The following is a 14,813-nucleotide window of genomic DNA, read 5'->3' as shown; positions in this document are numbered from 1 at the left end:
ACATAATCAAGAAAACGTAATTCAAACTGATAAGAATCACGTGTTGCATCAACACTTCGACGTTCATAAAGATTTTTTTCAAAGATTTCTTTAGGGGTGAATTGTTCATGGTCAGGTCGTAGATACTTTACAGGAATCTGATTATCATTTAATGTTTTTGTTGTGAGTAATGTATATATATTTTGACAAAAGGATGTAAAACTTTCAGTTGATTCACTTGAAATACGATAAGTTAAGTCTTTCATATATTGATCTTTAATCTGTGATCCTAAGACAAAACAGGGACCAATCAGAATACGATATGTTTGCTTATTGATAGGATAGAGAAAAGAAGCACCAAGAAATTGATAGTTATTAATGATATGTAAAGGGAATTCATCATTGGTATAAAGATATTGAAGGTCTCGTCGATAATGAAATAATGGTGAGTATTCAGGAAAAATGAGTTGATCATCTTTCACAATAGAAAAAGGAATATAAGTTCTTTGATAAAAACAATCAAAAATATTTTGTAATGTATGTAAATTCATCATTTCCTCCTTAAATATCTAATATAAATATTAAAATCATGATATATTGCATGTGTAAACTATTATATAATGAACATGCAATAAAGTAAAGCGTTTACATATATGGCCATATAATAAGACTTTACGATTGAAGAAAGGATTGAAAATATGAACAAATTAGAACAAATCATTAATGACAAATTAATGCCATTAGCTGAAAAGTTAACAAAGAATAAAATCTTAGGGGCATTAATGGAAGGGTTTATTAGAACAAGTCCTATTACTTTAGGAATTGCATTTATTACGATTGTGGGAAATTTCCCAGTGCCAGGATGGACACAGTATTTAGAAAGTATTGGTATAATGCAGCATGTCAATGCCATTACCAATGGAGCAACTGGTGTTTTAACACTGTATGTGATTTACTCATTAGCAATGGCTTATGCAAGTCGCATTGGAACAAATGAAAAGAATTCTGCGATTATCTCATTGGCGTTCTTTATTATGATTATGCCTCAAACAATCACAACATCTGCAATGCAAGATGGACAATTGGTTGAATCGACAATCAATGCCTTGAAATTAGATTATCTTGGGGGACAAGGTTTATTTATTGGTATGATTGTTGCTTTGGTTGTCACAAGACTGTACGCTTATTTATCTTCTAAGAACTTATCATTTAAATTACCTGATACAGTTCCACCAATGGTATCTCAATCATTATCACCAGTCTTTGTAGTAACAATTATCTTTGTCTTAGCATTTATGATTCGTGTTGGATTTAGTTATACATCTGCTGGAGATATCATTAATTTCTTTATCCAAGTTCTTAATGCCCCATTGATGTCATTAACAGCCAGTCCAATATCTATTATTATCATTATGGGATTGCTTGCTTTCTTATGGTTCTTTGGTATTCACAATGCTGTTTTACAAGGACCTTTGGGAGTGATTAGTTTAACAATGGTGATGGGAAATATTACTGCTTATCAAAATGGTCAGGAATTACCTTATTTATTACCATCAGTGATTTATGGTGGAATGATGGCATCAGGATTCTTAGGATTAATTATTATGAAAATGTTTAGAGGGAAATCTGCAAAATTCAAACAACTTGCAAAATTATCATTTATTCCTTCATTATTCAATATTACAGAACCAATTATGTTTGGTATGCCAATTATTTTAAATCCAATGTTCTTCATTCCACAATGTTTTACACAAATAATTTGTGGTTTTGTGACATGGGGATTAGTCGCAACAATTTTACCTATCAACTTAAATCCAACCATGGCATTATTACCTTGGACAACACCAATTTTTATTAAAATGCCTTTATCAGGAGGATTAAATTATACAATCTTAATGGTCATCTGTTTTGCTATTACATTCTTAATGTGGTATCCATTCTTAAAAGTCGCTGACAAAAGAGAATATGAATTAGAGCAAGCTAATGCTGCTGCTCAAAAAATAGAGAATGAATAATTGGGTAACATGGTGGGCAAGAGCACAGCGAGGTGTTGACTTCATGCCAGAAAAATGTCCATCACGTATTGAAATTGATATTCATGATGTGCCTCCATGTTCATCGATTCGTCTAACATTTGGGACATGTTATGATACTCAGCCAGTGATCATTAAGAATATTTATTGTTATTGTGATAAGAGTCAAAAGATACCTGTTACTTTTAAAGGACAAACAATGTATCAATTGCAGCCTCAACAGATGATAACTACAGATGAAATCAGTAGCCTTGATTTTACTGGAGATGTTCATTTGGTTTATGAAATTGAAACTCAAGATAATTATCTTTGTGCATCAGGCTTTGGATTAGAGTCATATGACAACATGACAGCTTCTTCTCCATTGATTTATTTATTAAGAAGAATTGATATAAAGGATTCTTCCTTAAAAGGATGTATTGTTGCTTTTGGTGATTCTATTACGGAACAGGGACACTGGACAACCCCACTATCTTTGATGTTAAGAAAACGTGGCTATGCATTATTACAGTTAGGAATCAGTGGGAATCGTCTTTTACGTGAACTAGAAAATGTGAATATTCGTAGAGAATATCATGAAGATATTCATTTAGAACATAAAATATACACTCGTATTCCTATTGATAAGCAAGTCTTTGGGAAAGCTGCTATCAAGAGATTTGATGAAGATGTTTTAAGTTGTTATGGCTGTCAGGGACTTATACTTGCAATTGGCGTCAATGATCTTTATCAGCCAGGTACATTCTGTGCCAGTATACAAGAGTTTCCATCAGTTGAAGATATGATTCAGGGCTATCAATGTCTACAAAAATTCTTTCCTATTGAAAAAACATTGACACTAGGTATTACATCTTTCTTGGGTGGTGAGGCTTCTTCAGTGGCAAAAGAAGAAGTGCGTCAAAATATCAATCATTGGTTAGAAAACAATTATCAAAATTATCTTTCATTTGATGAATGGCTATTAAATGAATTTCAGCAAATGAAAAATGAATATCATCATGGTGATTATCTGCATCCTAATGAAGAAGCAGGGAAAATCATGGCACAGCATATTATGCAGAAATTGGAGGTGTTGGTATGTGGATCATCATCATAACAATTGTATTACTTCTTATGTATATCTTCATATTCACACCTTATCCTTTTGTCTGGCTCTTGCGTTCTAAGAAGGAAGAACAAACAGAAAAAGAGCCAGAGAATATTGATGAAATCAAGGCTGGGTTGATAATCAAGACCAACCTCCCTTATCCTTCTGCTTATCCCCAGTCTACTTTTGATTTCTATTATGATCCTCATCAGCCTGTTCAACATGTCATTGTTTGGGTGCATGGGGGAGCATTTATTGCTGGATCAAGTATTGGTATGAGAAACTTTGGACCAATGCTTGCTAAACAAGGATATGCTGTGTGTGCAATGAATTATGCTTATGCACCACGATACTCTTTTCCAGTTCAAATAAGGCAAGTAGATGAAATGTTATGTTATACGAAAGACTATCTTCAAAAAGAATATCAGATTGACTTAGTTGGGGCTTTTTTAGGCGGTGATTCTGCTGGAGCTAATATTGTAGCCAGTTATGCGACTATGTATAAGAACAATCAACTTGCAACAAAAAGTCAGATTGAACTTCGTAACTCTTTGCCTATTCAAGGATTATTGTTGTTTTGTGGTCCTTATGATTTTACAGAAGATTTACAACGTGATGAATTTAAACAGTTAAAAACATTCTTGAAATATATTGGATGGTCATATTTAGGGCATAAGTCATGGATGAAAAGACAAGAAAAAGTTTTGGCGTCACCACTTATAAATATTCATTCAGACTTTCCGTCAGCTTACATTTGTGATGGGAAAAAGTTCTCATTTATGTGGCAAGGGAAAAAATTAGTCAAAGTTTTAGAAGAAAAGGGGATTGATGTGAAAAGTCGTTTTTATGATGATATGCCACATGAGTTTCAATTCAATTTTGTCAAATATCCAGAAGAATCTATGCAGGTTTTTAAAGAGAGTGTTGCTTTCTTGGATAGGATGACAGGAAAGGAAGAGAAAGAATGTTAAAGAAAAATTTTTTATGGGGTGGAGCTTTAGCTGCTAATCAGTGTGAAGGTGCCTATAATGAAGATGGGAAAGGTCTTTCAATTATGGATATCATTACTGCTGGTGATAAAGATCATCCTCGTCAAATAACAATGGATATCAAGGAAGATTGTTATTATCCTAATCATGAAGCCATTGATTTTTATCATCGCTATGAAGAAGATACTGATTTATTTGCTGAAATGGGATTCAAATGTTTAAGAATTTCAATTGCCTGGAGTCGTATTTTCCCTCATGGTGATGAAGAAGAACCTAATGAAAAAGGTTTGGCATTTTATGATCATTTGTTTAAAACACTTCATCAAAAAGGAATAGAACCCATTGTGACAATATCACATTATGAAATGCCATTAGAACTTGTGAAAAAATATGGTGGCTGGCGTAATCGGAAATTAATTGATTTTTATGTTCATTATGCCAAAACATTATTTGAACGTTATCAGGGTGTTGTCAAATATTGGATGACATTTAATGAAATCAATAGTACTATTCATATTCCTGCCATTGCAGGAGTTATAACAAAGCCAGAAGAAGATGCAAAGAGTATTGCTTATCAGGCTTTGCATTATCAATTTGTAGCAAGTGCTAAGGCTGTTCAAATCGCTCATTCTATTGATCCTGAAAATCAAGTAGGATGTATGGTGATGACAACAGTGGGTTATCCGCAAACACCACATCCATTAGATGTTGCAGCTGCGCAAAACTATTTACGAGATGGAACATTGTTTTTCTGTGATGTCCATGTGCGTGGAAATTATCCAGCTTATTTTAAGAGTTATGGTGTGAAGATTGATGTGACGAAAGAAGACCAGGAAATTTTATCACAAGGATGTGTTGATTATATTGGTTTCTCTTATTATTCATCACAAGTTGTTTCTTACAATAATGATGGTGAAGAAGCTCAAGGAAATATTGTGAAAGGTCTTAAAAATCCGTATTTACAAGCCAGTGAATGGGGATGGCAAATTGATCCTCAAGGTTTGTCTTTCTTAATGAAGGAACTGTATGAGCGTTATGAAAAACCGTTATTTATTGTGGAAAATGGTTTGGGATATGATGATCAGTTGACAGAAGATGGATGTATTCATGATGATTATCGTATTGATTACTTACGCCAGCATTTAGATATGATGATCAAAACAGTTGAAACAGAACATATTGATTTGATGGGGTATACAGCATGGGGTCCAATTGATATTGTAAGTGCAGGAACTGGTGAAATGAAGAAACGTTATGGTTTTATTTATGTTGATAAAGATAATCAGGGGAATGGAACTTTAAAGCGTATCAAGAAAGATTCTTATTATTGGTATCAAAAAGTCATTGCAACGAATGGAGAAGATTTATCATGAAGTATTTAAGTATAGATGCAGGTGGAACTTTTATTAAATATGCATGGTTAGATGAAAAAGCAAATATATTAACACAAGGGAAAAAACCAACACCACGGACAACGAAAGAAGATTTTCTCGCAGTTATAAAGGAAATATGGAATCATGAAAGTGATGAAAAAGGTGGTCTTTGTTTATCATTACCTGGAACAATCAATAATCAGACAGGTTTTGTTCATCAAGGTGGTTCATTAACTTATCATCATCAGTTCAATATTAAAGAATATTATGAAAAAGAATTACAAACACATGTTGAAGTAGAAAATGATGCCAGATGTGCAGCACTTGCAGAGATGACAAGTGGACATATGAAAGGAATTCAAAATGGAATTGTCTTAACATTTGGGACTGGTGTTGGGGGATGTTTTATTATTAATGGGAATATATATAAAGGAACACATTTGCTTTCTGGTGAAGTATCAGCATTAATATGTAAAGATTTAAAAACATATGGACATGATGCATTACTTGGAAATATGGCTGGTATTCCTAGTTTTGTAAAACGTGTCTGTGAGGCAAAGGGTGTTGAGAAAACGGATGGTAAGACTGTTTTTAAATGGATTGAACATGGTGATGAGATTGCAGTCAAAATGTTTAAAGAGTATTGTTATGATGTGATTATTCAGCTCATGAATCTACAGTTAATCATTGATCCACAACGTGTTTGTTTAGGCGGCGGTGTCTCTGAAAATCCAATCTTTATTGATGGTATCAAAAAAGCAATGGAAGATTTCTATAATTCATTACCATACCCAGTTCCTCATTTAGATATTATGTCATGTGCTCATCATAATGATGCAAATCTCAAAGGGGCTTTCTATCATTTTCAAAGATGTATGCGAGGTGAAAGACAATGATTAAAAAAAGAACAGCATGGATCATAGGGATTTCCTCCTTCCTTATTCCTGTGATCATTTTTATTGTACTTTTCAATTTTGTGATGAGTCAAGTCACAATGATGGGAACATCGCAAAGACTTACTAAAACAAATAATTATACATCACTAACTGATATTGCCCCACATGAAGCAACTGTCTTTTTTGGAGATTCCATTACAGAACTTTGTTCAACAGAAGAAATATATGCAGATTATATTAAAGAATCAGGTATTCCTATCATTAATAGAGGCATTAGTGCCGAAACCACTACAACAATGGTGGAAAGATTTGAAGATAATGTGATTGGTTTAAAACCAAGAAATCTTGTTTTATTAATGGGGGTTAATGATTTATCTGAAGGAACACCATTAGATCAAATTGTACAAAATATTCAGCAAATGATTCAAACAACCAAAACAAAAAGCCCTCAAACACATATTGTTTTACAGGCTGTTTATCCAATCAATAAAACAGATAGAAAAGAGTTTTACGAAAAGTTTCAAATTGGTGATCGTGATAATGAAACCATCAAGCAATTGAATCAAAAGTTAGAAAAACTTGCAAGTGATGAAGAAATCACTTTCTTAAATGTCAATGAACATCTTATGAATGAACAAGGTGAACTCAGGAACGATTATACAAGTGACGGACTTCATCCTAATATTGCTGGATATATGGCAATTAGGGATCAGATTATAAAAGAATTAAAATAGATATGAAAATCAGTAAGTGGTCTATTATTTCATGGTTATGTATTCTGTATAGTTTTGTTTATGATTATATTGATATAGGAATCAAAAAAATTCATAAATAAAAATGTAATATTAGTATTATAAAATGTATTTGAAATATTGATAGATGACTATTCAATCCATTTCTTTTGAAGAAATGGATTTTTGATCTATAAAGAATTTGGATTCGTCAAAGTTTAAAAACAAATAGATCGCATTAAACAATCTATTTATAGGTGTTGCTTTTTCTGTAACTGAAAAAGTACAATGCTTTATTCCTTTTTAAACATTGCTCCATGACATTTTGGACATTCTATTGCAGTTTTTCTATCTGCTTTTCCTAAGGCAATATCTTCTCCTCTCAATTCTCCATAGACCCAGTCAGGTACATTTTCCTCATATCCACACCTGTTGCATTTCATTCTTATGTAGGTGTCTCTAGGTCCCAAGAATTCTAATATCTCTTCCTCGCTCCAGTTTTCCCATTCCTCGAATGCTTCTGTTTCTGTATCTTCTGTCATTTTTCTTTCCTCCCTCAATATGATTGTATCATATGACAGCAATATTTGAGATCATCAAGTTTCCTTTTTAGAAGTTTTTTTGCGTTCCTGCGATGTTTTGATCTTTCTTATTTTTACTTTTTTACCATAGAGTTCATATATCCTTTCAAGCAGCGGTCTGCTTTTGTTTGAATAAAAGCCATAGTATCTTGTCATCTTGAAATTCTTTTCCGGACAGTGAAGAATAAGATGATGAAGAAAATTGTAGACCCCAATTGAACTTACTGAAACACATAGAAGTATAATATCAATAGTGTAAGAATAAAAACAATATAGAAAAATAAGTTCCAATTTTATGATAAGGATATCTAATATAGATATTGAAATATGCCAACAGGATGAATGAGATTGCTATTGGTTAATAGAAGTGATAAAATAGGATAAGAAAAGTTATCTGATTGAATATATGGTTGTGTTTTCATTGATTTTTCTATTATGAAAGGTAATGGGACTATATTAATGGGCAGGTTTAATTCGACGTCCAAAGAAGAAATGGAAAAGATAAAACAAATATAATCGTCATAAAATGATAAATGATTTAATATAAGAATGATCTCTCAAATCATTATAAAAAGTGGAGGTTAAAAAAAGTTAGAAAAATACAGATACAATCAGTGTAAATATGGATTTATGGAGGGTAGTATGAACAATAAACTAGAGGAGTCACAATTTATAATTTATAAGAATAAAGAAGGCGATATAACCGTTAATGTTATTTTGAAAGATGAAACTATTTGGATAACTAAAAAAGGGATGTCTGAATTGTTTGAATGTTCTACTGATAATATTGGTTTGCATTTAAAAAATATTTATCTAGAGCATGAGTTAGAAAAAGGAGCAACTACCGAGAATTTCTCGGTAGTTCGAAAAGAAGGCAATAGACAAGTTAAACGAACAGTAGAATTCTATAATTTAGATGCTATCATCGCAGTGGGATATAGGGTTAACTCGAAAAAAGCAACTCAATTTAGAATATGGGCAACAAATGTATTGAAAGAATATATGATTAAAGGGTTTATCATTGATAAAGAGAAAATGAAAAATGGGTCTTCTTTTGGTAAAGATTATTTCGATGAATTACTTGAAACCATCAAAGAAATTTGTTTAAGTGAAAGAAGACAATATCAGAAAATAACAGATATTTTTGAATCTACAAGTGTAGATTATAATGCTGAATCAGAAGAAGCATATACTTTTTTTAAGATTGTCCAAAACAAATTACATTATGCAATCACAGGAAAAACTGCTGCTGAACTCATTTATGAAAGAGTTGATGCAGATTTAGAGCATATGGGTTTAACAAATTGGAAAAATTCACCTGACGGAAAAATCTGATATAGAAATCGCAAAGAATTATCTAAAAGAAGATGAAATAAAAGGACTAGAACGTTTGACAATCACATTTTTAGACTATGCTGAGGACATGGCCTATGAAAATAAAGTGATGACTATGAACGATTGGATTCATGCTACAGATGAATTATTGACGTTTAGAAAAAAACAAGTTTTGGAATGTTCAGGGAAAATATCGCATAACCAAGCTATGCAAAAAGCGAGTGAGGAATATTCTAAGTTTAGAATAAGGCAAGATGAAGAATATATTTCTTCTATGGATGAATTACTTGGACAATATCTTATTGAAAATCAAAAAAAGAAGAAATGAACCAAGTGTCATGAATTATTTATTTAATGTATAGAGAAATGATTTAAATGTTGATTCTTTTTCTTTTAAATAACAACAATAAAACATAGCGTGAGCTTGTTGGTCGGTAATAGGAACAATAGCTCTATTAGGTGGAATACCATCATATTTCATACTATAATCTGATGTGAAAGAAGGTAAAGATGATAATTCAATGAGATCATAGAAAACACTGCGATCTTGTTGAATCAAGAATTTTGTATGAGGCATTGTTTCTTGATGCATTTGATTCCAAAAACCAATATTAGACATCAATAACATACGACCTCCATCCATTTCTTTTAATGAAATGGATTTTTTCTTTGCAAGAGGATGATCATAAGGTAATGAAAAGAAAAGCTGTTCTTCCATAAAAGGAATACTCTCAATTGTTTCATTATCTATTTCATAAGGTGTAATAATAAAAGTATATGTATTCTCTTTTAAACCTTTAAGAAGAATTTCCATATCTTTGATTTCACTAGAAATCGTTTTATCAGGATAAAAACGTGAAACTTTTTGATTAAGATAATTTTGAGGAGCAGGAGCACAGGATCCAATAGAAATAGTATGTTGCTTTCTATCAAATTCTTTGAGTTGTCTTTTCATATTGTCAGTATCATTGATAATTCTCTTGGCATGTTCGATAGCCAGCAATCCTGTTGCATTTAAACTAATACGGTTTTTTGTTCTTTCAAATAGTATTAAATCAAGTTCATCTTCTAATTTTTGCATAGAACGTGTCAACACAGGCTGAGAAATATGCAAGGATTTAGCTGCATTGGATAATGTTTTGTGCTCATTAAAGGCAATCAGATGGACTAATTGTTCAAGTTCAATCATGATAATCATCTCCTTTCACTATTCATATTCATTATAGCAGATTTCAATATTAATATTGTACTTTTTTAATATAATTGAGTAAAATGGATGTGTAAAGGAGAATAATAATTATGAAAAAAACATTATATTTAATGAGACATGGACAGACATTATTTAATTTACAGCATAAAATTCAAGGATGGTGTGATGCCCCATTAACACAACTTGGTATCAAACAAGCAAAGATTGCAAGTGAATACTTTAAAGATAATCAGATTACTTTTGATCACGCTTATTCATCAACTTCAGAAAGAGCCTGCGATACTTTAGAAATTGTCACAGATGGGAAAATGCCTTATACAAGAGTCAAAGGTTTAAAGGAATGGAACTTTGGAGCATTTGAAGGAAAAGATGAATGTTTAAATCCAAAACTACCTTATGGTGATTTCTTTAAACAATTTGGTGGTGATAGTGAGATGGAATTAAGAGAAAGAATGGTGAAAACATTAACTGATATTATGAATCAAGATGATCATAAAGTTGTTTTAGCTGTTTCTCATGGAGCTGCATGTGCGCAGTTTTATCGTGCATTTGAACAGTATGCTAAGGTTCTTAAAAAAGAAAGATTTTATAATTGCTGTATTTTAAAGTTTGAATATGAAAATGGGATCTTCACATTAGTAGAACTCTATAACAAGAATGTAACGGAATAGATGGATGATGGATATTCAAAAAAAGAAATTTGTGAATTTTGATGTTGATTTAATTCATGGCCCCATATTTAAATCATTGGTTATCTTTGCTATCCCATTATTGATATCTAATATTTTCCAACAATTATATAACACTGTTGATACAATGATCGTTGGGCAATACTTAGGTGATGTGTCTTTGGCAGCAATTGGTTCATGTGCAGCAATTTATGATTTACTGGTTGGTTTTGCATTAGGAATTGGCAATGGGTTATCAATTGTGACTGCACGAAGTTATGGATCGAAAGATGAAACATTATTAAAGAAATCAGTTGCCAGTTCGATTGTGATAGGTATTATTGTTTCTGTTGTTTTAACGCTTATTGGTCTTGTTTTTTTAAGACCATTATTGAATATATTGAATACACCAATTGAAATTATTGATGAAGCGTACAGTTATATTTTCTTTATTGTTTTGTTTATTATTGTAATGTTTGCTTATAACTTATGTGCTGGGTTATTAAGAGCTATTGGGAATAGTATGATGCCACTTATATTTTTGATTATTTCATCAGTATTAAATGTAGGTTTAGATATTCTTTTTATTACTCAATTTCAAATGGGGATTAGAGGAGCAGCAGTTGCTACGGTTATTTCACAAGGAATATCAGTTATTTTATGCATCATTTATATCATCAAAAAAACACGTGTTTTATTACCTGAAAAGAAACATTTTCAAATGGATAAAGATCTCTATAGAGAACTATTAGGACAAGGTTTTTCAATGGGATTGATGAGCTGTATTGTTTCAGCGGGTTCAGTGATATTACAATATGGAATCAATAACTTAGGTTATTTAATTATTGCTGGACACACAGCTGCGAGAAAGTTATACATGTTCTTTAATATGCCTTTTATTGCAATGGCATTAGGGATTTCTACTTTTGTTTCTCAAAATAAAGGTGCAAATCAAAAAGAACGTATTAAAAAAGCTTTGAAATATGCTTATATTTATGATGTGATTGCTGCTATTGTGGTTACTGTGATTATTCTCCTTTTTGGTAGTTCGTTAGTACAACTCATTTCTGGATCAAGTGAAGCTATTGTTTTAGATAATGGAACATTATATTTGCAAATTGTGGGACCATTTTATGCTGTGTTAGGAATTTTGATGCAAACACGTTATGCCCTTCAAGGAATTGGACAAAAATTATTACCACTTATATCAAGTGTAATTGAGTTCATTGGAAAGATTATCTTTGTTTTTGTATTCATTCCTCAATTTCAGTATATGGCAGTTATATTCTGTGAACCAGCTATCTGGTGTATTATGTGCATACAGCTTGTGTATTCATTTTATCATAATCCATATATCAAGGGAGTCAAAACTGAGTAATTTCATTATATTTTTGAGTTCTCCATATGATGAATATTCATATGCAGTTGTTTTTATTTGGGAAGGAGCATGTCAGTATGTATAATCCACAACTAGATACATTTATTGCAGTTGCAGATGCTGGTAGTTTTAATAAAGCATCAGAGAAACTTTATGTATCACCCAATGCAGTGATGAAACAAATGAATTTACTAGAATCAAACTTAGGTTTGCATTTGTTTGAACGGACACATAGAGGACTTCAATTAACACCAGCTGGTCAGTCACTCTATCACGATGCCTTGTATATCATTCAATATTCTAAAGATGCAATTGCAAGAGCAAAGCACTTTAATCCCCAAAAAACTTTAAGAATTGGTGTTTCTTTTACAACACCTGTTGAATATCTCATCTCATTATGGGATAAAGTTCAAAAAATATATCCACAGTTAAAATTTGAATTAATTTCCTTTGAAAATACACCAGATAATGCAAGAGAAATCATGAAAAACTTTGGAGTGAATATTGATATGGTGGCAGGTATTTACAGTTCAAATTTATTAGAAGAAAGAAGATGTGCTGCTATGCTTCTCTATCATACTCCAGTATGTTGTGCTGTTCCTAGAAATCATAAATTGGCAGCTCATGATAAATTAACTATTGAAGATTTATATCATGAAACAATATTTTTACTACAGCATCATTATTTTGATGATTTTGATATCATCAGAGCAGATTTGCTTAAAAACCATTCTGCCATTCAAATAGAAGATATATCCTTTTTTAATATGGACGTCTTTAATCGTTGCGTGAATGAAAGTAAGCTCATGTTGGCAATGCCTGAATGGAAAAATATCCATCCTATGTTAAAAATCATTCCTATTGAGTGGGATTATGTGATTCCTTTTGGTATTATGTATTCACCTCATCCGAGTCATGAAGTTCAATTGTTTTTAGATGCTATTGAACAATGAGAGTTATAACCCAAAGGTTCATACCTATGAAAAAACAGAGAATTCTCAAGATTCTCTGTTTTTTATATACTGTAGATGTAAGGAGGAATACAAATGAAAAATAAATTATTAAAAATGGCATTGTTATCAGTGTCAATGCTGGTCACAATTGCACCAGCAATCAATGCTAATATTCCAATGATGAAAGAGGCGTTTCCTGATATATCACTTTCATTGGTCGAAATGATTACAACAGTTCCATCATTGTTTTTAATGATATCTGTTTTGACAAGTGGGATAATTGCGAAAAAGTTAGGATATAAGGAGACAATTATGTTGGGGATTGGTATTGTTGCTGTATCAGGAATTGTTCCTGTGTTTGTGAATCATTTTTATATCGTGCTTCTATCGAGGGCATGTTTAGGATTCGGTATTGGATTATTTAATTCGTTGCTTATTACATTAATCAGCTATTTCTATGATGGTGATGAAAGAACAACTCTTATTGGGTATCATGAAGCGTTAGGTGGTTTAGGAGGTATGATGATTACATACATTGCGGGTCGATTCATGAATGTGAATTGGCAAGCACCTTTTCTTGCTTATGCTATAGCTATTCCTGTCTTTTTCTTCTTTTTAAAGGTCATACCACAGGTAGAAACAAAAGATATCTTGCAGAAATTTGAAAGCAATGTTCAAAAAGATACCACTCATCAATATGGTCGTTTTTCAAAAGTTTTTGTTTTTATGATTTTAATAGTAATAGGCGCAACTCTTAATATGACAATGGGAATTAAAGTTTCTAGTTTAATGGTAGAAGAAGGGTATGGATATGCAAGTGATGCAAGTATGGTCATTATGTTGCTTAGTTTAGGATCAATGATCTCAGGATTCTTGTTTGGAAAACTCTATAAGATTTTAAAAAATTATATTTTATCAGTAGGATTTATCATCACAGCGATAGCGATGATAATAATTGGTTTATCTCATACAGTTTGGATGAGTGTATTAGGAGGATTTTTGGTCGGATTTGGATTTAGGGTTATGATGCCTTGTCTGACAGATATTGTGAATAGCTCACATTTAAAAAATCCTACACTAGCAACTTCACTACTATTGGTAGCTTATAATTTGGGAAGTGCTTTTGCACCTTATGGCAGTATGCTGATTCAAAAATTGTCATGGACACAAGATTTAAGAGGGATTTTTTATGTAGACGGAATAGGATTTATGATCTTGGCTTTGATTGTAGGAGTGGTTGTTACTATTCAAATATTCAAAAAGCAAAGAATGAGAGGAGGTGTGAATGATGCAAAAAGTATTAATCAATTGTCAAATATTACAAAAGGATGATATCATTCATATTCTCAAAGTCAATAACTATCATCCAATAGAATTTGATAATGAAAATCAAGTCATTCTTTTATTGGAATTATACGACTATCAGATCAATTTATTGACAAAACTTATGCATGATTATAGTCAAAATCAACAGCATGAAGTATTCGTTTGTGTATGCCATAAGATATCATTTTATGGATAGAAAATCTGACTATCTGTTTTTGTTATAGCAGATTGCAGTATTGTTATTGTACTTTTCATAAGGACAAAGATAAAATAA

At 31.8% G+C, this 14,813-nt stretch carries 16 protein-coding genes and 1 pseudogene; 13 read left to right on the top strand and 4 right to left on the bottom strand.

Annotated elements, in window-relative coordinates; translation table 11 throughout:
• Positions 1-530 (bottom strand): annotated as a pseudogene (locus BN350_RS21425) (helix-turn-helix domain-containing protein); the annotation flags it as partial.
• A 147-nt stretch (positions 531-677) separates the two neighbouring features.
• Here BN350_RS21425 and BN350_RS13620 point away from each other — a divergent pair.
• The 6 genes from BN350_RS13620 to BN350_RS13595 are packed head-to-tail and all read left to right on the top strand — an operon-like array spanning position 678 to position 7,091.
• Complete coding sequence (locus BN350_RS13620; protein ID WP_028044101.1) at positions 678-1,994, top strand: PTS sugar transporter subunit IIC; 1,317 nt, start codon at positions 678-680, stop codon at positions 1,992-1,994.
• A 43-nt stretch (positions 1,995-2,037) separates the two neighbouring features.
• Positions 2,038-3,108: an SGNH/GDSL hydrolase family protein gene (locus BN350_RS13615; protein ID WP_231385291.1), complete on the top strand. Its 1,071-nt coding sequence runs from the start codon at positions 2,038-2,040 to the stop codon at positions 3,106-3,108.
• On the top strand, positions 3,090-4,070 hold the full coding sequence (locus BN350_RS13610; RefSeq protein WP_028044099.1) for an alpha/beta hydrolase: 981 nt from the start codon (positions 3,090-3,092) through the stop codon (positions 4,068-4,070). The genes BN350_RS13615 and BN350_RS13610 overlap by 19 nt, the downstream gene beginning before the upstream one ends.
• Positions 4,064-5,461, top strand: coding sequence for a 6-phospho-beta-glucosidase (locus BN350_RS13605; RefSeq protein ID WP_028044098.1), 1,398 nt, complete (start codon positions 4,064-4,066; stop codon positions 5,459-5,461). The genes BN350_RS13610 and BN350_RS13605 overlap by 7 nt, the downstream gene beginning before the upstream one ends.
• The gene (locus BN350_RS13600; RefSeq protein WP_028044097.1) at positions 5,458-6,357 is read left to right on the top strand and encodes an ROK family protein; all 900 of its coding nucleotides are present in this window, start codon (positions 5,458-5,460) and stop codon (positions 6,355-6,357) included. Before BN350_RS13605 ends, BN350_RS13600 begins: the two co-directional genes overlap by 4 nt.
• The gene (locus tag BN350_RS13595; RefSeq protein ID WP_081652920.1) at positions 6,354-7,091 is read left to right on the top strand and encodes a GDSL-type esterase/lipase family protein; all 738 of its coding nucleotides are present in this window, start codon (positions 6,354-6,356) and stop codon (positions 7,089-7,091) included. Before BN350_RS13600 ends, BN350_RS13595 begins: the two co-directional genes overlap by 4 nt.
• A gap of 290 nt (positions 7,092-7,381) precedes the next feature.
• Here the strand turns inward: BN350_RS13595 and BN350_RS19280 are convergent, their stop codons facing one another.
• Positions 7,382-7,630 (bottom strand): hypothetical protein, encoded by a 249-nt coding sequence (locus BN350_RS19280; protein ID WP_044600327.1) that lies wholly within the window; start codon positions 7,628-7,630, stop codon positions 7,382-7,384.
• Between the two features lie 54 nt (positions 7,631-7,684).
• Positions 7,685-7,960 carry a transposase gene (locus tag BN350_RS21875; RefSeq protein ID WP_187117137.1) on the bottom strand — a complete coding sequence of 92 codons (276 nt, stop codon included), beginning with the start codon at positions 7,958-7,960 and terminating at the stop codon, positions 7,685-7,687.
• Positions 7,961-8,311: 351 nt separating this feature from the next.
• Between BN350_RS21875 and rhuM (BN350_RS21710) the strand changes: the two genes are divergently transcribed.
• Together rhuM (BN350_RS21710) and rhuM (BN350_RS21705) are read left to right on the top strand one after the other, a co-directional pair.
• On the top strand, positions 8,312-9,004 hold the full coding sequence (rhuM, locus tag BN350_RS21710) for a RhuM family protein (protein WP_196802964.1): 693 nt from the start codon (positions 8,312-8,314) through the stop codon (positions 9,002-9,004).
• Positions 8,973-9,332, top strand: coding sequence for a RhuM family protein (gene rhuM / locus BN350_RS21705; protein WP_196802967.1), 360 nt, complete (start codon positions 8,973-8,975; stop codon positions 9,330-9,332). Before rhuM (BN350_RS21710) ends, rhuM (BN350_RS21705) begins: the two co-directional genes overlap by 32 nt.
• 15 nt (positions 9,333-9,347) lie before the next feature.
• On the opposite strand, the gene BN350_RS13580 is transcribed toward rhuM (BN350_RS21705), so the two are convergent.
• On the bottom strand, positions 9,348-10,193 hold the full coding sequence (locus BN350_RS13580; RefSeq protein ID WP_028044094.1) for a LysR family transcriptional regulator: 846 nt from the start codon (positions 10,191-10,193) through the stop codon (positions 9,348-9,350).
• A gap of 110 nt (positions 10,194-10,303) precedes the next feature.
• On the opposite strand from BN350_RS13580, the gene BN350_RS13575 reads away from it, so the two are divergent.
• The 5 genes from BN350_RS13575 to BN350_RS13555 all read left to right on the top strand — a co-directional run bounded on the left by BN350_RS13575 (position 10,304) and on the right by BN350_RS13555 (position 14,735).
• Positions 10,304-10,885 (top strand): histidine phosphatase family protein, encoded by a 582-nt coding sequence (locus BN350_RS13575; RefSeq protein WP_008788266.1) that lies wholly within the window; start codon positions 10,304-10,306, stop codon positions 10,883-10,885.
• 7 nt (positions 10,886-10,892) lie between these two features.
• A complete protein-coding gene (locus BN350_RS13570; protein WP_044600326.1) occupies positions 10,893-12,260 on the top strand; it encodes an MATE family efflux transporter in 1,368 nt (455 codons plus the stop codon).
• 77 nt (positions 12,261-12,337) lie between these two features.
• Complete coding sequence (locus BN350_RS13565) at positions 12,338-13,213, top strand: LysR family transcriptional regulator (RefSeq protein ID WP_028044092.1); 876 nt, start codon at positions 12,338-12,340, stop codon at positions 13,211-13,213.
• Between the two features lie 93 nt (positions 13,214-13,306).
• On the top strand, positions 13,307-14,545 hold the full coding sequence (locus tag BN350_RS13560) for an MFS transporter (protein ID WP_028044091.1): 1,239 nt from the start codon (positions 13,307-13,309) through the stop codon (positions 14,543-14,545).
• Complete coding sequence (locus tag BN350_RS13555) at positions 14,502-14,735, top strand: hypothetical protein (RefSeq protein ID WP_028044090.1); 234 nt, start codon at positions 14,502-14,504, stop codon at positions 14,733-14,735. The genes BN350_RS13560 and BN350_RS13555 overlap by 44 nt, the downstream gene beginning before the upstream one ends.
• The last annotated feature ends 78 nt before the right edge of the window (positions 14,736-14,813 follow it).

It is taken from the genome of Candidatus Stoquefichus massiliensis AP9, from assembly GCF_000455285.1.
In the GTDB taxonomy this organism is placed as follows: Bacteria; Bacillota_I; Bacilli_A; order Erysipelotrichales; family Coprobacillaceae; genus Stoquefichus; species Stoquefichus massiliensis.
Note: the sequence above shows the minus strand (reverse complement) of the source record. Positions and strands in the feature narration are given on the sequence as shown.